The sequence below is a fragment of the Mediterraneibacter sp. 210702-DFI.3.120 genome (assembly GCF_020561005.1).
Lineage (GTDB): Bacteria > Bacillota > Clostridia > Lachnospirales > Lachnospiraceae > Mediterraneibacter > Mediterraneibacter faecis.
Genome location: NZ_JAJCNG010000002.1, coordinates 135,748 through 154,474 on the forward strand (window position 1 = coordinate 135,748; position 18,727 = coordinate 154,474).

Here is an 18,727-nt window from a genome sequence, read left to right on the forward strand (position 1 = left end):
GATAAATACTTTCTGTTTTTGCCGCAAAAAATCCTTGTTTGGATTTTTTATTATCAATTTATTTATTCTCTGCATTTATTTTCTTGTAAAATGCTTTGTCTGTATAAATTTCATCCTTAAATGGATTCAACTTATTCTTGCGGATCACGCTGAACTGGTAAATAACTGCCGCCGCATTCACAACTAAAGAAAGAAAGCTTACAGCAAAGAATGCTTTCGGATTATGTGTTGTCGGAACAGGCGCCAGTCTGTCTGCAAACTGTGGAACTGTCATGATAAACATAATCCAAAGTGCCAGTGTGTGTGCTCTGTGCTGTAACCAGCATCCCTTCTTGATAAAGAATGCAGGGATAGTACAGGATAACAGCAAAATCACACCACAGTATACAGAATGGTCTGAAATACAGTTATATGTATATGCAAAGTTCCAGAGGTCATATCCAAGGATATAGATCCAGTCCATATCCGGCCACATCATATCTTTACTCTTCTCTTTAGAAATGTAGATACCTGTCCATCCGCAGATCAGCAGGATATTTAAAATACCTGCGATTCCGTTCATGATGTTCCACGGTCCTGACATAACCCAGAGATTGTTTATCTTCTCGCCTGCAAATGCATGGAAGCTGTATGCCTCGAAATCACGGAAAACTGCCTCACAAATATTAATTGCAAGAATCAGTGGCGGGAAGCAGATTACCCATTTATGCTTTGTTGCATTCGGAATATAACGCATTAGCATGAAACCAACACAGCCTGCAAGTGCAGAGTAAGTCTTTGCCCAGTTGAACCAGTTTCCGGTTCCGTACTCATTTCCCGGCGCACAGGTTGTCGGCCATACAAAGATTGTCAGCACAACCGGAACAATCACAAACAGTAAGATTCCACCCCATTTTGTTTCACGTCCTAATTCATTCAGTGCGATCAGGACTACGAGGATAAAGAACATAATTCCCCAGGTTTTTAAGTCAGGTACATTATAAAGTATTCCCATTTACTTTTCCCCCTTGTTTCCTTTTAAAATTTTCCTTAGCGGATACGCCACACCGACGAAATGCGTAGCATTTTGGAGGTTGGCTCTGAACAGTTACTTTAATTTCTTTCAAATTTATTTCTTCTTAAATTTTAGTTTGATGGACTGTTTTACCATGTTCGGAAGAACAAATTTCAGACGATCCTCGTAAGGAACCATTCTGCTACATTCCGGAAGTTCTCTATGTAACTTGATTGCATCAAATTCACATTTTGTTGTACAAAGTCCGCAGCCGATACATTTATTCGGATCAACAACAGATGCTCCACATCCAAGACAGCGCGCTGTCTCCGCTTTCACCTGCTCTTCTGTAAATAAAAGCTTTGCATCACGGAAGGAATGTTTTGTATCAATTGCATCATTATGTCCTGGAATCTGACGGCTGGAATTATCATAATTCTCCACCTTGATGTCATTCTTATCTAATTCGATGAAATCATTTCTGTTACGTCCGATTGTAAGACTGGACTGTGGCTGTACAAAACGATGAATTGAGATTGCTCCCTGCTTTCCTGCTGCGATCGCATCGATTGCAAACTTCGGTCCTGTATAAACATCTCCACCAACGAAAATATCCGGTTCTGCGGTCTGGTAAGTAAGCTCATCTGCAACTGCTCCATTGCCACGTCCAAGTTCTACCTTGCTTCCCTTTAACAGATCACCCCATACGATTGACTGACCAACAGAGAAAAATACATGCTTACATTCTACTGTCATAAGCTCACTCTCATCATATGTCGGATTGAATCTTCCTTCTGCATCAAATACAGAAAGACATTTCTTTAATACAACACCGCGAACCTCACCATTCTCGTCTACGAGAACTTCCTTCGGTCCCCAGCCCGGATTTACAACGATTCCTTCTGACTCAGCTTCTTCTATCTCTTCTACGGAAGCCGGCATTGTCTCTCTGGACTCCAGACAGAACATATTTACCTTTGTATCGTCACTTGCGCATCTCTTAGAGTCTCTTGCTACGTCGATTGCTACGTTACCACCACCGATGACAACTACGTCACCCTTGATGTCGTATTTTTCATTTGCATTCACCTCTTTTAAGAGATCAACCGCAGATGCACATCCCTTTGCTGTATCATTCGGGATTCCCGGGAGACGTCCGCCCTGACATCCGATTGCAATGTAAAATGCTTTGTATCCCTGTGCACGAAGTTCATCTAATGTGATGTCTTTTCCAACTTCTACACCAGTCTTGATCTCTACCCCCATCTCTTTGATAATATCGATTTCTGCCTGTACGACATCCTTCTCTAATTTGAATGATGGGATTCCGTATACGAGCATACCGCCGGCACGCTCATTTTTCTCGAAAATAGTCGGCTTATATCCTTTTTCGGCAAGGTAAAATGCACAGGATAATCCCGCCGGTCCACCACCGATGATTGCAATCTTCTCATCGAAATATCCTTTTGTTGCCGGAACTACTTTCTCCGGAATAAAACGTGTCTCAGCATTCAGATCCTGAGCTGCAATAAACTTCTTAACTTCATCGATTGCAATTGCCTGATCGATTGTTCCACGTGTACATGCGTCCTCACAGCGACGGTTACAGATATGTCCGCAAACTGCCGGGAGTGGGTTGTTCTTCTTGATCAGTGCAAGGGCATCTCTGTATCTTCCCTGCGCTGCCATCTTGATATAACCCTGAACAGCGATATGTGCCGGACAGGCTGTCTTACACGGAGCTGTACCTGTATCATAACAGTTGATGCGGTTCTTATCACGATAGTCTTCGTCCCACATCTCCGGTCCCCATTTCTTCTCTGTAGGAAGAACATGCTTCGGATACTCTACCTGAGAACCATCCTTCTTACAAAGCTTCTGACCAAGCTTAACAGCACCTGCCGGGCAGTACTCTACACAACGTCCGCAAGCCACACAGTTCTCTGTCTCAACTTTTGCAACATATGCAGATCTGTCCATATTCGGTGTATTAAATAACTGTGAAGTACGAAGTGCATAACAGACATTTACATTACAGTTACAGATGGCGAAAATCTTATTCTCACCGTCAATATTTGTAATCTGATGTACGAAACCATTGTCCTCTGCCTGTTTCAGAATCTCTAACGCACGTTCCTTTGTAATATAGTGTCCACCTTTATTTGTCTCAACGATATAATCTGCCATATCGCCCACCGCAATACACCATTCTTCCGGATCATCCGCACATCCCTCATCGAATGTTTTACGAGATCTTCTACAAGAACATGGACTCGCTGCATATTTTCCCTCATACTTTTCAAGCCAATGTGAAATGTGCTCGATTGGCAGAGACTGATTCTCTGTTGAAATCGCCTTCTCTACCGGAATAACATGCATTCCAACACCGCCCTCTGGCATAAATGGTGCAAGTCCTTCCAATGCAATACGACTCATTCTCTCAAAGAAAAGTCCAAGCTCCGGATGCTTCTCTAACATCTTCGCATTCATACAAGAGAACTCTGCACTTCCGGGTACGAAGATTGGCAGTACATACTGCTTCTCATGCTGTGGATTTTCCCAGTTATACTCCACCAGCGCAACCTCTGCCATTTCCTCTAACTGCTTCTCCAGATAATCTCTATCCTTACCAGTAACCTTCACCATCTGGTCTAATGTTTTCGGCTGGCGCACCCCCATCTTCATTGCGATCTCAGCCTGCTCGTCCGTACACAAAAGCGCTAATCCCCAATACTCCGGATCGTACTTTGTCATCTTCTCTAATCCGAGTTTTTTCTTTGCACGCCCTGTCATCATCTTGGCAAGTTTTAAGATTGGTTCACGTTCTTTTTCGTTCTCGATATAATCCGGATACCAGCCTTTAAATTTGTCTGTCATATTCCCTCTCCTTTTTCATAAATCTTTTCATAAATTATAATAATTTCCTATAAGACCAACATAACACTTGTTATGTACTTTGTCAAACAAATATCGATGTTACATTTATCTTTTTTTATGCTATAATCATGTTACTGTTTACTCCCGTGTCAACCACACTGCCAAGAGACACGGATAATGCAGATTTTGTGAGTAATAACACAATTCATTTCGAGGTGTAAAGAACATGAATGAACAAAAAAACACAACCAAAACACAGATCAAACAAGCCGCGATCCGACAGATTGAAAAGTTCGGAATTGATAAGACAAGTATGCGTTCGATTGCTGCCGAAGCCAATATGACAACCGGCGCGATTTATTATTATTATAAGAACAAACAGGATTTATTTGACGAAATCGTCACAGATTCGATTCATTTCGCACATCGTATTTTTCATGAAAATAAAAACGAGAAAATCACCGTAGATTCTCTCTTTTCTGATGTAGAAAAAGAAGCTCGGATTCGTTTCAAACGCCTTCAGGAAGAAAAGCTATACTTACTTCTATTATCAGATGCGATGAAATGTGATTCAGAATTTTCCCAGAAATATACCTCCGGATTGAAGTCGATCCTGGATCAGGCTGCTACGCTTTTTGCTTCTGCATTTGCACTTGATGATCGTAAGCTTGCAGAACAATTCGCTTCTATCTTTATGGCTACACTTGATGGATTCGCGATTCAACAGGTACTTCATGCGATTCCAAAAGATGATACTTCTTATGCAGATACGATTCTTGATTTCTTCACAACCTGCGTTCCGTATTATATTGAGAAACATAGAGAGTCTTGATAGGAGCAGTAAAGCCGATACAGGAAATGAATCCTGCACCGGCTTTATTTTCTTCTATCCCTTTCTTTTATAACTTTCGAGAGCATATACATATCATCCAGCATGTCGCCAATACCAGATAAGTGCCCACTATCAGTATTGCTAAAAGAGTTCCCTGTAAATAAACAGAATCCTCCACTGTTACGGCAACAATATAACTATCGTCCCGTCTCGTCATACATCTACAGTGTTTCCCATCTATTTTAACATGCTTAACAACTACTTGATTCTTGTCTACCTGTTCAGACGATATCCCGATTGCATCAAGTTTCTCTCGTATTTCCATCAACACGGTTCATTTCCAAATAGATGAAAAACGGTTGAGAATTTGTAGGTTCTATGATAAGATATTAACTGTGTCTGGAATACAGATACAATTGTTCCCTTAGTTAAATGGATATAACGAGGTCCTCCTAAGACTTTATTGTAGGTTCGATTCCTACAGGGAACGCTTGATAAGAGGCGGAAATGATTAGCTGATTAGCAAAATCGTTATCCGCTTTTTTCTTTTTTTCGAAAAATAATTGCTTTGAAAATCAGCTGTTTCTGCTAACAAATCCATAAAAATGTTAGCTGACAGCTAATAAAAAGCAGTCATTTGCTAACAAGAAAAATTTACAGTCCTGCTAACGAACGAATGGCATGCCCGTTCAGACTAGATTTATAAAAAATTCTAGTTTGGACGGGTTTTTTGTCGTCCTAAGATAAGGAGGTAAATCATGCAGAAAGTAAAAGAAAAAAGTAATTGGAAAGGCGAAACCATAGTAGAAATTGAAATAGAAACCACAGACTGAGGAATATGATAATTTGCCAGAATTCGAAAACTTCGCCATGGTAGCCGCCAAAATTGCTGGAATCAAAACTGTGCCTAAAATGTGTTCTCTAGAAGACAAACTTTTATGTGCATGTGAAGATTCCTATTTACCGGAGAAATATATAGAACAGACTAAACAACTGATCACAACACGAATCGCAGTACTAAAGGAGGGCTGAAACACCCCTACATACAAAATGGAAGATTCTCCTAATTTTGTATGTAAGGGTGTGCTCACCGAGCGCACCACTGCAATAAAGCCCTCGTCATATTTTGTCAATCACGAGTGATAGACTTTGATTTGAAATTCTCACATTAGGAATTTTCGTTTAACCGCCACAGCGCAGCTGCTAGATAAAAATCATAGGTGGCCGGCATAAGGGTGAAATCAGTGTTTGTTATCTGCTTTATCTTATTAAGCCTGTACGTCACAGTATTTCTATGCAAAAACAAGGTGGCTGCAGTGGTGCTCAACTGGGAGTCGCAGTCGATTAGGTACACTGCAAGGGTTTCCATCAGGTTGTTACTGTCGTCCTTTAAGGCTTCTATTATGGATTTGATTTGATCGTTTCGATTGCCTCTATTTATAGCTAGATTTGTGATTTCCTGCGAAAATATAACATCATACATGTCGCGAAATTTTCGGTGGATGAAAATTTTGCTCATTGCTGCTGAATTTGCACAAAAGTCTGAGTATATTTTCCTCATTGAAGTTAGATTTTTGCTAGACTCCAAGAAAAACAAGGCTCCCTCATACTCGTTTATGCATTTCTCTATTTCCGTAGCTATAATGCCATCATCCTTTTGGGAAACCATTATAGAACTTAGAATTACAAGTCTGTCGTCAATAATATCCTTAACGTAGAATCTTTCACTTTCCTTCAATATGCCTTCAATCTGCCGAAGAATGTCTGTTAAATTGTCTTTTTCCGATTCTACTACAAGAATAGTTGAAAGCTTAGAAAAAGGCACACCACTAGCTTCAAGGAATTTTTCTCCTATTACGCGCGATGATTTCAAGATCAAAGTAATAACAGTATTATAATTCTGCATATCGAGGGTGTAGCCCCATAAGGTTGAGAAGAAATTTGTGCATGCACAAATTTCATCTAGCTTGTGTTCACTAATGCTGTTTTCGTTGCTTGAAGCATATAATGTAAGCCAGGTATTTCCTGCGTGGGGGAACTCTTTTCTATACAAATAAAATGACTTATCCTGCAACATTATGCTTTTACAGAAAAGGTCCGTTGAGCCATCAGCGAAGGCATTAAAAAAGAATTCTGGACCAAATTGTCCAAAGGACGGCTTATATATAGATGTGAAATATAAACCGTTTTTGTTATAAAGCACAAGGTTACAGTTATAAGTTTCAGCTATTACATTTAGCAGGGTTTCCATGCTTCTTTTATTGTAAGGAATCTGCTTCAATCTATTCTCCACAGTGTCTGAAAAGGAATCCGTAGATGCCTGATCGTAGAAAACAGCCCCCATTACATCTTTAATTACATCACTATAACTAACACTATATTCTGCTTCGTCTTCAATAAGAATTAAAGGTATGTTCATAACGTCTGCAGTCTGCAACAACTCGTCAGACACCTGAGGGATGACGTCACCCACGTAAAACAGCACTAGTGCAACGCCTCCAGCATCATATAAGTTTCTCATTTCCTCGCATTGTCTAGTAGGATCATCTTTAATTGAATAAAATGACGTGACTAACAACTCATTGGGATTGAATACACTAATTGCCTCTACAGACTTTGCAGGTATTTCTATTACAGATACTGATGATACTATTCTACCCAGTCCATTCTTGCCTGCAATCACTCTCGCAGAATGAAAAGAGGGTAGTCTTAAACAATCTTGAACAGTAACACTCATGGCTCCTCCTAGTATAATTTTTTCCTTTATGATATCAAAACTCACAGTCATAAACAAGGCTTTTGTGCAAAAGCACAATATGATTGATAAATAATTCTGTCATCTGCATAATTATCATTTATAATAGTGTGTGCTATCATAGAGAAGATTCAAAAGGAGGTACCCATTATGAGTACAAATGAAAATAAAGGTAAGAAAGCAGAAGTCACAGCTCTGCAGGCGATTTCTGCTGAAGACAGAAAAGACTGGATTTCGTTAGCCTTCGTTCAGGCCGGCATATGTGTATGCGTTCCTGCATTCCTATTGGGAGCGTTATTAGCGGAAGCAATGCCTATATGGCCAGCAATTATTTCAGGGTCACTAGGCTACTTAATTGTAGTAGTAGGTATGGTTGCAACGGGAATGATAGGCTGTGACCTTGGACTAGCATCCTGCACATGCTGTCAGGCCGGCTTTGGAAAAAGCGGAGCTAGATTTATCGTAAGTACAATCTTTGCTGTTAACATGATTGGCTGGTTTGGAATCCAGAATGGAGTATGTGGAGAAGCCTTCAGTAACGCAATGCTAGCTATGACCGGATGGGATATTCCAGTTGTAGTTTCAAACACAATTTGGGGAATCATAATGCTTCTGACTGCAGTATATGGAGTGCATGCGCTAGAAAAACTAGACAAGATTTCTATTCCATTACTAATGATCATTATGTGCTACGGAATATTCCTAGCATTTAAGGTTTACGGAACAGGAAACCTTAACGATGAAGGAACTGTACAATCCATGAGCTTCATGTCAGGTGTAGCACTATCATTTAACTTCACTGCTGTAGGTACAATCACTGGTCCTGACTATACTAGATTCCAGAAAAGCAGAAAAGACACTGTTAAATCTGTATTCTACGGTGTATTCCCAATGGGTGTAATAACTCTGATTATGGGAATCGTTCTTACAAAGCTATCAGGACAGTATGATATCAGTATGGTTCTAATTGAAGTAGGACTTCCACTCCTGGGCATCATTGCACTTGTTATTTCAACATGGACAACTAACTCAACAAATGCTTACAGCGCAGGTCTTAACATTGTTATGGCACTTAAGCTTAAAGATAACCGAAGAAGAGAAGCTACTTTAATTTCAGGAATTGTTGGTATTGTATTATGCGACCTGGGTATCTTGGGACACGTTGAGGGAGTGTTAAGCTTACTATCATACGTTGTTTGTCCTGTTGGCGGAGTAATTCTTGCTGACTACTGGGTTGTAGGAAAAGGTAAAGCTAAGAACTTTAGACCACAGGACGGTGTAAACTGGGCTGGTGTAATTGCTTGGGCATTAGGTGCAATTATTTCTTATACACTAGTTAAAATTGAATTCGTTGGTATCATTATAGGTTTTGTTATCTATCTTATTGCAGAGCACTTTATTCCATCTGCATCAAGAGATAACGCCGAAAATATAGCATAAATTATCACAAAAAAAGAGGAGACAGAAAAATGAGAGAATTAAACAAACAGGACATGATCGATCTATTGTACGGATGTGCAGTGCTTGGTACCGGTGGTGGCGGTCCACTTGCTGACGGTTTGGCTCTTTTAGAAGAACATTTCGAAAAGGGAAAAACTCTAAAATTAATCACTTTAGATGAACTTCCAGATGACGAGTATGTTGTTACTCCTTATGGTTGCGGTGCTCCATCAGCTAAACCTGATCCTAGATTAGCTCATCTGAAGCATAGCGAAACAGCTCCCGCAGTTTTAGCTGTACAGGCTCTAGAGGAATCTTTAGGTAAGAAAATGTATGCAATTGGCTCAACTGAATTAGGTGGAGAAAATACAGCTGAGGCTCTTCACGTTGCACTGTTAATGGATTTACCTCTTATTGACGCTGACCCAGCCGGACGTTCAGTTCCTGAACTGCAGCATTCTACATACTATGTAAAGAACGTTCCTATTTTCCCTATGGGCGTAGCTACAAAATTTGGTGAAAAAATTGTAATTCAGAATGTAGCGGATGACCTAAGAGCTGAAGATATCGTTAGAGCTATTGCTGTTGTAAGTGACAACCTTGTAGGTGTAGCTGATCACGCAAACGTTGGTAAGGTTATCAAGAATTCTCTAATTCCTGGTGCAATTACTTACGCTCAGGAAATCGGTAGAGTTCTTAGAGAAACAAAGGAAGCTGGCGGAGATGTTGCTTCTGCTATCTGTGATGATAAAGAAGGTAAAGTATTATTCAGAGGCCACATTTCAGATTACACTTGTGAAACAAGAGATGGCTTCAACTTTGGTGAAATTCATCTAAAGGGCGAAAGAGATTATACGGACGAAGCATATCGCATCTGGTTTAAGAACGAAAACATCATCTCATACCGCAATGGCGAAGTTGATGTAATTGCTCCAGACCTAATCTGCATGATTAACGGAGAAGGAAATCCAATGACTACACCTAATTTTGAAGTTGGTGATAAGATGACAGTAATTGCACTTCCATCCCCTGAAATCTGGACTACTCCAGAAGGTTTGGAATGCTTCGGACCTAAGCACTTTGGATTTGATGTTGAATACAAACCATTTGAAAAATAATTGAAGATGTACAAAGGCCGGTTGTATAATAATATATGATCGGCTTTTGTTTTAGAAATTATTGCGAGGAACTATCGCGAAGAAGTAAGGGAGTGATATCATCAATCCGTAAATATGACGATGAATCAAAGAATTTTACAGTTCCCATTATCGTATGGTATTGACCGATTAATGGATTCTTCTGTGACCTTACGAAATATGTTACTTGTATCTTCCGGTCACAAGTTAAGATATTCAATTTCATATCCAACTCATTTTGCTTTTCCTCCGATAGAATCTTTCTAGGTTCATAAAGAATCTCTTGTTGTCGAACGGTTTCATCCAGTCCCCGAAGTGCTGCAAAAGGTGCAAACTGTTTTGCCCTGCGTCCTATATCCATCGGATGCCTTCTGGAAACCGGTCTTGGTAAATATAAATACGGTTGATATACACTTGCCAGCACTTCTGATTGTTCAAATGTAATTGATATAATATAAAAAATCAAATCGGGAGTTGTCTCACACGTTGTATATGAAAATATCATGAAAAACAAGAAGGCAAGAGGCATAGATATACAGATAAGGGAAGGAGCCAAATCACACTGATTTGACTCCTTTATATTTAAAAAACTCACTAACGTTAATTGATTATAGTTCACTTTCACAAAATAGGTTACAGATATCGCTTACTTTGCATTTTCACTTTTTATTAGAAAAGAATAGTTATAAACAAGAAAATATCTTGTACTTACGATAGGAAATAAAAAATATCAAAAAAATAATGATTAATGGTAAGCTTGTGATAGAATGAAAAAAAGAGAAAAACATAAAGGATGTAGTTGGGGAGAATATTGGTTATGATTAGAAAGTTGCTGAACGGAGATATTGATAGAGTTGCTGACATATGGTTAAAGACAAATCTGAAAGCACATTATTTTATTTCCAATCAATACTGGAAAAGTAATTATGAACTAGTAAAAGAAATGATGTTACAATCCGAAATCTATGTGTTTGAAGCGGATAAAAAGATACAAGGATTTGTAGGACTAAATGATGAATATATCGAAGGTGTTTTTGTCTCTGATGAAATGCAGTCATGTGGCATAGGTAAACTTTTATTGGATTATATTAAGGATAAAAAAGTTAGCTTACGATTAAATGTATACCAGAAAAATGCCAGAGCAATTTCTTTTTACCAAAGAGAAGGGTTCATTATTCAATGTGAAGATTTAGATGAAGCTACTGGTGAAAAAGAGTACACCATGCTATGGAAACAAAAATAGAAATCGGGATTTGTGAGGAAAAGGCGAATGAAACAAAAAAGTAAAAATGCGATTTCAATCATAGGTGGTGCAGATGGTCCTACAAGCATTTTTATAGCAGGACATTCAAAAAAGCAACCCTTAAAGATTAGAATCAAAAATAGCATATATAGATATAAGAGAAAAAAAGTAGAGAAGACAATAGTTGCAAATCCTCATTCTCTTTCTGAAACAGTGCAGTATGCAAAAGATAAATACGAATTGACCGAAACTGCTCCCGCTGATAGAGAATATATTGAACAAATAAAATGTCTAAAAGAGAGTTTGATTTTGCAGTATGAACCAGAACTTTTGGGTGAAATGAAGGATATTCCGGTACCGGATTTTTCTAATGAAGCATCCGTCAAAGAGTATTTGGGTAAAATAAAGACTCGAAGTGAAATGATTGCTGAAATGCCCGATAGTATAATTCCTATGGATTTTCATTTGTATAAAATAAGAATCGATGATGATTTTCTTGAAATGGAGATAGATTATACTTGGAATATATTTAGAATGTCTTATTCAGGAAATAAGGCGGTAATGAAAAAATTTAAGAAAATATCCAGAGATTTATACAGTTATTATGGTGTTACTGAGAAAGATATTAAAAACAAGACAAAAAGATATTCGTCACTGGTAACGAATTTGAGTTCATAAATTATAAATTTAAGGAGTTAGTTATGGCTTTTGATTTTAAGAAAGAATATAAAGAGTTTTATATGCCTAAAAATAAACCGGAGATCGTGACTGTCCCTAAAGCAAATTATATTGCGGTCAGAGGAAAGGGTAATCCAAACGAAGAAGGTGGAGCATATCAGCAGGCAATTAGTGTATTATATGCGGTTGCATATACTTTGAGAATGAGTTATAAGACAGATCATAAAATTGCAGGATTTTTTGAATATGTAGTTCCACCACTTGAAGGATTCTGGTGGCAGGAAAATATACATGGTGTAAATTATGCAGATAAAGATTCTTTTAATTGGATTTCAGTTATACGCCTGCCTGATTTTGTAAATCAAAAGGATTTTGAATGGGCTGTTGAAACAGCAACCAAAAAGAAAAAAATAGATTGTTCATCTGCAGAGTTTGTGACCATTGACGAGGGATTGTGTGTTCAAATAATGCACTTGGGAGCATTTGATGATGAACCGGCAACTGTTGCACTTATGGATGCGTATTTGGAGCAGAATGGATATGTTAATGATATGAATATGGAAAGATTACATCATGAAATATATCTGTCTGATGCAAGAAAGGTTGCCCCAGAAAAATGGAAAACGGTCATTAGACATCCTATAAAGAAACTGTAAACTCGGCAATTGTCGAACTGACACAGTAGAAAGGATTATATATGAGATACTTTTATGAGATGTATTCTGACGCAGTAATTTGTCCTCAAGTTGAAGACGAATTGATTACAGATGCAAATCGTCCCCAAGTTGGGGATGATTTAAAAATCATTTTTAGAATACCATGGGGACATAACAAAATAATACTTGATAAATGCAAAGGAAATTCTGCAAAGGCATTGTTTTATATCAGAAAGACTATTGAAAACAATTGGTCAAGAGATGTTTTACTAAACTTCTTAGGAACGGATTTATATGAACGCCAGGGCAAATGTCTCTCTTATCAATAACTATGAACTGGGCATATGGACACGCACCTCATACAGAAGGTACATTTGCTTTTGTCGGTTTCTGAAGAAGTCGATATGGAATTAATCATCAATGCCGTATTTATTTTCCAGTGCTTCTTCTGCTAATTCCAGTTCATCTTCCAGTTTTTCAATCGTGCGTTCTCTCGCTTTGTATGTCTCGAAGCTAATCTCTTTCATCTGATAAGCATACTCAAATTCATCGTCAAGCTTATCCAGTTCGTCATCGACTGCGTCTACCTGTTTTTTCAAAGCGTAGAATTGTTCGTGATTCTCAGATGCATTTGTAGATGTTTTTGCATTGTTTACACTTTTTGTTATATTACGGATATCGTTTTCATAAGAAGAGAAATCATAATCCTTTTCGTTCGCATTCTCTACTGCGTTTTCTGTGTTACTGATATTATCATCATTGTCATCTGTATTTGATGTTACAACTTCCTGTGTCTTAATTTCTATATCTTCTGCTGCTCCATTATTGGATGAAGTGCATCCTGTAAAAGCAAATATTAATGTGAGAGATAATAAAACTACTAATATTTTTTTCATAACGTGTTCTCCTTCCGTCTCTTGGATGTTTTGTTTTTGCTGTTATATGTATCATATAGGGGGAAGATTAAAAAAAGATTAAAACAAATAGTAATTTCAAAAAATGAAAAAAAGGACTCTAGCAGACGAAAATGATTGGTATTATAATAATTACATTATGAGATTACTGATTGTAGAAGACGAGAATGATTTAAGAAACATTGTCAAAAAAAGGCTTGTCAAGGAACATTACAGTGTAGATGCCTGTGGGGATGGTCTGGAAGCGATGGCTTATATCGATATGACTTCCTACGATGGTATTATTCTTGATATCATGTTGCCGGGAAAGGACGGATATGAAATCTTAAGAGAATTAAGGCAACGAGAAGATGATACACCGGTTCTGTTACTGACAGCAAAAGACAGCATTGAAGACCGTGTCAAAGGACTGGATCTTGGTGCCGATGATTACCTGATCAAACCATTTGCATTTGAAGAACTACTTGCAAGAATCCGTGTCATGATGCGTAGAAAGCCACAATTTACATCCAATCAACTAAAAATAGCAGATCTTATTCTGGATCGTGACACAAGAAAGGTTACAAGAGCCGGAAATGAAATTGATCTTTCTGCAAAAGAATTTATGGTTCTGGAATGTCTTATGCGCAACAAAAATATCGTAATGACAAGACAGCAGATTGAACAGAATGCGTGGGACTTTGATTTTGAAGGTGGTTCCAATGTGATCGACGTATACATTCGCTATTTACGAAAAAAAATCGATGCACAATATGAACAAAAACTCATCCACACTGTTCGCGGTGTCGGATATGTAATGAGGGAAAACGAATGAAACAGCTGACGATCAAGAAAAAAATTACGCTATGGTACACCGGAATCATTGCCGTAGTTCTTGGGACTATTTTAGTTCTCGTCCTTCTTTTTGTGGATAAGGTTGGAATTTCTGCGACAGAAGAAGAAATCAGTGCCGCAGTGACTGGTTTCTCTTCAAATATTAATTTTCAGGATGATTCCTTTTATCTTGACGGCGATACCGAATTTTACGATGACGGTATTATGTTTTGTATTTATGACAAAAACGGACGCTTACTTTATGGAACGATTCCAACCCAATTTCCAGAAGAAACTATCCTCAAGTCGAATACACCGCGAATGATAACCGGATCAAATCGAAAATGGATGATATATGACAGCATTTACACTTACGGTAATGATGAGGAAATGTGGGTACGAGGAATTACCTCCGTACATTCTATAGAACTTTTCATGCAGACATCCGAGAAAATGCTGTTGGTTGTATTCCCATTACTCATTATTCTGATCGGGGCCATCGGATATTTTATGATCAAGCGGGCATTGAAACAGGTGGATCTTATCTGCGATGAAGTTGAAAACATCAGCAATGGAAAAGATCTTTCCAAACGATTGTCTCTGCCAAAAGCAAAAGATGAATTATACGAATTGTCGGAGAAATTTAACGAAATGTTTGAGCGCTTGGAATTTTCGTTTGAGAAGGAACGTCAATTCACATCAGACGTATCCCATGAACTACGGACTCCCGTTGCTGTTATTATTTCCCAGTGTGAGTACTTATTGGAAAATGATAACTTATCTGCGGAAGATAAGGAAGAGATTGCAGTCATCTTAAGGCAGGCAAAACGAATGTCAAAGCTGACAAGCGAAATGTTAATGATCGCCAGAAACGAACAGGATGAGCAGCATCTGATGGAAAAACTGGATTTTGGATTATTAAGCGAACTTGTAATAGAAGAACTGCAGACAAAAGCACAGGAAAAAAATATTGAGATCACCCTGCAAAAGCAGGACGACTTATTTATGAACGGCGACCAGACATTGCTTTTGCGTATGATGATGAATTTAATAACCAATGCCATCAATTACGGAAAAACAAATGGACATATTCATGTTATCCTGAAGGTCGAAAATGACCAGATTGTCGGTGAAGTGAAAGATGATGGTATTGGAATAAGTGAGGAACACCTGGACAAAATCTGGGAGCGTTTCTATCGCATAGACAAAAGCCGTTCCAGAGAAAATGGCGGTACCGGTCTCGGCCTTTCTATGGTGCGCTGGATTGTAAACCTCCACAATGGAACCATTCACGTCGAAAGTATCAAAGATATCGGAACGAGTTTTATTTTCCGATTTCCGAAAATATAAGGGGCTATCGCTATATATCCAATTTCTTTTTACCAAAGAGAAGGGTTCATTATTCAATATGAAGGTTTGGATGAAGCTACTGGTGAAAAAGAAAGGCCCGTATCCGTTCTGGATATGAGCCTTGCAAGAATTGGAGAATTGTAATCCTTAGATTTTACAAGTAAAATCTCTCCAGTTTTGTTTTAAAAAATTGAATTAATGGACCGTTGAAGCAGGCATTTATAATTGTACCAATCCCTACTACCGACCAGATACCCGCCCCAGATGCAGTGGCAAATATGATTCCGATAATCACAACAACAACATCCGAAAGAATCCTTGCTTTATGAAATGGGATTTTTTGATGTGTCAGTTTCTCGATTATAATTGCGACGCTGTCATATGGAGCGATTCCCATATCTGCGACCATATATAATGCCACTCCCATAGATGCCATCAGCTGAGCAAGCAGCAATGCAAGGATACGCAGTGGCAGATTCATCTGAATCTGCACTACATCATTCGCTACATAACAGATAAAATCTGCAATATATCCGACAAATACCATATTGATAATGGTCCCCAAACCAATACAGGATCTTGCCTGAAAGAATACAACTACAAGAATGATCGCATTGACAAGCAACTGCCACGTTCCAAAGCTCCATCCGATAAATCCGCTGATTCCAAGATTCATTGCACTGAATGGATCCACGCCAAATTGTGAAAGTCGTAAGAAAGATACACATAATCCAATAAACAATATTCCCAGTACCATTCCGCTGATTCTTTTTGTCTTCGTCATGCTCTATCTTCCCTCCTGAACTTTTTTGCCTTTCAGCATATATATTCTAGATTCAAAATCGGTACAAGGAGTCACATTCCCAGGCACTTCACCAGCTGTCACATCGGATGTGATCAATCCATAATTCATTAATTCATCTCCGTAATTTTCTGTATGGTTCCATACATTTTCATAAACCATATCCGGGTTCAATCCCTGTAATCTGACACGGCTATACGGCTGATTCACTCCATTTAAAACACGATAGTATCCTACGATTGCAAGCGTGCGGTCTTCATTTGTCACCATCCATACCGTCTCATTTCCTTCGAATGGACTTTTCAGACGATAAAATGTTCCAAACTGTAACACTTCTCGGTATTCTTTCATAAATGTGATCTGTTCTTTTACTTCTTTGATCTCTTCTTCTGTCAGTTTGTTGAGATCCAGTTCATATCCAAAAGTTCCAAAGTATGCTACATTCGCCCTTGTATGTAATGGGGTATTGCGAAATACCTGGTGATTCGGGACAACAGACACATGGCTTCCCATACTGCTGAGCGGATAACACATAGAAGTTCCATACTGAATCTTCAGACGCTCAATTGCATCCGAATCATCACTTGTCCATCCCTGTGGTGCATAATACAGCATTCCCGGGTCAAATCTTCCGCCACCGCTGGCGCAGGATTCGAATAATACTTCTGGAAACTCATTTGTCAAACGTTCATACAGATCATATACACCTAAAATATAACGATGGAACACTTCTCCCTGTCTGTCTGAAGGAAGTTTGCTGCTGTAGCATTCTGTAATGCTTCGGTTCATATCCCATTTAATATATGAGATTTTCGACTCCGATAATAACTTTGCCATCATTCCGTAAATATGATCTACTACTTCTTTTCTTGCAAAATCGAGTACATACTGGTATCTGCCGTGTGATGTATTTCTTCCCGGTGTCTGTAAGATCCAGTCCGGATGTGCTCGATAAAGATCAGAGTCTTTATTTACCATCTCCGGCTCAAACCAAAGACCGAATTTTAATCCAAGTGCTTCAATTCTTTCTGACAGGCCTTTGATGCCATTTGGCAGAAGCTCTTCATTTTCCACCCAATCACCAAGACCAGCTCTGTCATTTCTTCTTGCGCCAAACCATCCGTCATCTAAAACAAACAGTTCTACTCCACATTCTTTTGCTTTCCTTGCAATCTCTACAAGGCGATCTTCTGTAAAGTCAAAATAAGTTGCTTCCCAGTTGTTATTTAAAATCGGTCTTGCCTTATCACGCCAGTACCCTCTTGCGAGTCTCTTAGCATACAACTTCTGGAACGTCTGACTCATGCCATTTAATCCATTTTCACTGTAAACCAGAACTGCTTCCGGTGTCTGAAAGCTTTCTCCCGGTTCTAATTTCCAATCGAATCCTTCCGGATTGATCCCGGCTGTAATTCGTGTCACATCATGTGTATCTACCTCTGCCTGCATACGGAAATTTCCACTGTATACAAGGCTTATTCCAATTGCTTCTCCTGCATTTTCATCTGTGTTGTGACGTTTTAAAGCAAGGAACGGATTATGTTCGTGAGAAGAATTTCCGCGCATGCTGTCGATAGCTGTTATGCCCTGCTCCAATGTTCGATTCTTTATATAGCGCTCTCTGGACCACGCACCGGACAACTGCATCCATTCATAATCCTTATCCGGAAGATCCAGGCTTAAGCTCATCATATTTAATACATGCAGATTTTTCTCACCGGCATTTTCAATATAAGCACTTCTTGCAATTGCACTATATTCATCAAAAATCGTATATAAAAGCGCCAGTTTTGCACCAGTCAAAGCGTCTTTCAGGAAGATGCGCAATGTCTGCGCTTCCTCCTCGGACTCTGTGTAAGTTGCCGGCAATCCGGAGAGTTTCGGTTTTCCGGCAATAATCTCATAGCTTTCATATTGGAACTCACTGATTCTGCTGCCATTTTCCTGCAACAATTCAATTGCCGGATGTCTGTAATCTGTCGTACCGTAAACCGGATATTCCTGTCGGATATGTTCCAATGAAAAAGTACGATCCCATTCATATATATATGATGTCATTGGGCGTCCACATTTTTCAACCAGATAAGAAAAATCTGCTTTATCATGAAGTCGTTTTCCAAAATATAATTGTCCCAGATGTCCATTTTCTAATACACATAAGATATAACTGATTTTTTCATTGTATAAATGGAAAGTTTTCGTTTCCTCGTGAAAAATAATCTGTCTCATATACTACC

17 protein-coding genes and 1 tRNA gene are annotated in these 18,727 nt (G+C 38.8%); 10 read left to right on the forward strand and 8 right to left on the reverse strand.

Annotated elements, in window-relative coordinates; genetic code table 11:
* Positions 1-58: 58 nt before the first annotated feature.
* Positions 59-994 (reverse strand): DUF5692 family protein, encoded by a 936-nt coding sequence (locus tag LI162_RS02240; protein ID WP_020437107.1) that lies wholly within the window; start codon positions 992-994, stop codon positions 59-61.
* Positions 995-1,108: 114 nt separating this feature from the next.
* Entirely contained in the window at positions 1,109-3,871 is a 2,763-nt protein-coding gene (locus LI162_RS02245) for an FAD-dependent oxidoreductase (RefSeq protein ID WP_196020218.1), read from the reverse strand.
* Positions 3,872-4,097: 226 nt separating this feature from the next.
* On the opposite strand from LI162_RS02245, the gene LI162_RS02250 reads away from it, so the two are divergent.
* Both LI162_RS02250 and LI162_RS02255 read left to right on the forward strand, forming a co-directional pair.
* Positions 4,098-4,703 carry a TetR/AcrR family transcriptional regulator gene (locus LI162_RS02250; RefSeq protein ID WP_196020216.1) on the forward strand — a complete coding sequence of 202 codons (606 nt, stop codon included), beginning with the start codon at positions 4,098-4,100 and terminating at the stop codon, positions 4,701-4,703.
* Between the two features lie 418 nt (positions 4,704-5,121).
* Positions 5,122-5,193: transfer RNA gene (locus LI162_RS02255), tRNA-Arg, on the forward strand.
* Positions 5,194-5,871: 678 nt separating this feature from the next.
* On the opposite strand, the gene LI162_RS02260 is transcribed toward LI162_RS02255, so the two are convergent.
* On the reverse strand, positions 5,872-7,440 hold the full coding sequence (locus LI162_RS02260) for a PucR family transcriptional regulator (protein ID WP_020436876.1): 1,569 nt from the start codon (positions 7,438-7,440) through the stop codon (positions 5,872-5,874).
* 168 nt (positions 7,441-7,608) lie between these two features.
* Here LI162_RS02260 and LI162_RS02265 point away from each other — a divergent pair, with 168 nt between their 5' ends.
* Together LI162_RS02265 and LI162_RS02270 are read left to right on the forward strand one after the other, a co-directional pair.
* Complete coding sequence (locus LI162_RS02265) at positions 7,609-8,898, forward strand: cytosine permease (RefSeq protein ID WP_155203469.1); 1,290 nt, start codon at positions 7,609-7,611, stop codon at positions 8,896-8,898.
* A 29-nt stretch (positions 8,899-8,927) separates the two neighbouring features.
* Positions 8,928-10,016: a DUF917 domain-containing protein gene (locus LI162_RS02270; protein ID WP_020436878.1), complete on the forward strand. Its 1,089-nt coding sequence runs from the start codon at positions 8,928-8,930 to the stop codon at positions 10,014-10,016.
* A gap of 58 nt (positions 10,017-10,074) precedes the next feature.
* On the opposite strand, the gene LI162_RS02275 is transcribed toward LI162_RS02270, so the two are convergent.
* Entirely contained in the window at positions 10,075-10,539 is a 465-nt protein-coding gene (locus LI162_RS02275) for a hypothetical protein (protein WP_227155643.1), read from the reverse strand.
* Positions 10,540-10,851: 312 nt separating this feature from the next.
* Between LI162_RS02275 and LI162_RS02280 the strand changes: the two genes are divergently transcribed.
* Genes LI162_RS02280 through LI162_RS02295 form a run of 4 tightly spaced genes read left to right on the forward strand, consistent with a single transcriptional unit; the run spans position 10,852 to position 12,940 of the window.
* Positions 10,852-11,277, forward strand: a complete 426-nt coding sequence (locus tag LI162_RS02280) for a GNAT family N-acetyltransferase (protein WP_015527705.1) — start codon at positions 10,852-10,854, stop codon at positions 11,275-11,277.
* Positions 11,278-11,304: 27 nt separating this feature from the next.
* Positions 11,305-11,955, forward strand: a complete 651-nt coding sequence (locus LI162_RS02285) for a hypothetical protein (RefSeq protein WP_055157886.1) — start codon at positions 11,305-11,307, stop codon at positions 11,953-11,955.
* Positions 11,956-11,978: 23 nt separating this feature from the next.
* Complete coding sequence (locus LI162_RS02290; protein WP_055157888.1) at positions 11,979-12,611, forward strand: GyrI-like domain-containing protein; 633 nt, start codon at positions 11,979-11,981, stop codon at positions 12,609-12,611.
* Positions 12,612-12,652: 41 nt separating this feature from the next.
* Positions 12,653-12,940 (forward strand): DUF1016 N-terminal domain-containing protein, encoded by a 288-nt coding sequence (locus LI162_RS02295; protein ID WP_227155645.1) that lies wholly within the window; start codon positions 12,653-12,655, stop codon positions 12,938-12,940.
* Here LI162_RS02295 and LI162_RS16045 read toward each other — a convergent pair.
* On the reverse strand, positions 12,934-13,029 hold the full coding sequence (locus tag LI162_RS16045) for a 4Fe-4S binding protein (RefSeq protein ID WP_081019643.1): 96 nt from the start codon (positions 13,027-13,029) through the stop codon (positions 12,934-12,936). The two genes, LI162_RS02295 and LI162_RS16045, sit on opposite strands and share 7 nt — an antisense overlap.
* Positions 13,022-13,507 carry a hypothetical protein gene (locus tag LI162_RS02305; protein WP_055157892.1) on the reverse strand — a complete coding sequence of 162 codons (486 nt, stop codon included), beginning with the start codon at positions 13,505-13,507 and terminating at the stop codon, positions 13,022-13,024. Before LI162_RS02305 ends, LI162_RS16045 begins: the two co-directional genes overlap by 8 nt.
* 157 nt (positions 13,508-13,664) lie before the next feature.
* On the opposite strand from LI162_RS02305, the gene LI162_RS02310 reads away from it, so the two are divergent.
* Both LI162_RS02310 and LI162_RS02315 read left to right on the forward strand, forming a co-directional pair.
* Positions 13,665-14,339 carry a response regulator transcription factor gene (locus LI162_RS02310; protein ID WP_055157894.1) on the forward strand — a complete coding sequence of 225 codons (675 nt, stop codon included), beginning with the start codon at positions 13,665-13,667 and terminating at the stop codon, positions 14,337-14,339.
* Complete coding sequence (locus LI162_RS02315) at positions 14,336-15,688, forward strand: sensor histidine kinase (protein WP_055157896.1); 1,353 nt, start codon at positions 14,336-14,338, stop codon at positions 15,686-15,688. The genes LI162_RS02310 and LI162_RS02315 overlap by 4 nt, the downstream gene beginning before the upstream one ends.
* Positions 15,689-15,842: 154 nt before the next feature.
* Here the strand turns inward: LI162_RS02315 and LI162_RS02320 are convergent, their stop codons facing one another.
* On the reverse strand, positions 15,843-16,472 hold the full coding sequence (locus tag LI162_RS02320) for a YczE/YyaS/YitT family protein (protein ID WP_055157898.1): 630 nt from the start codon (positions 16,470-16,472) through the stop codon (positions 15,843-15,845).
* A gap of 3 nt (positions 16,473-16,475) precedes the next feature.
* Positions 16,476-18,719 carry an alpha-galactosidase gene (locus tag LI162_RS02325; protein WP_055157900.1) on the reverse strand — a complete coding sequence of 748 codons (2,244 nt, stop codon included), beginning with the start codon at positions 18,717-18,719 and terminating at the stop codon, positions 16,476-16,478.
* Positions 18,720-18,727: the final 8 nt, after the last annotated feature.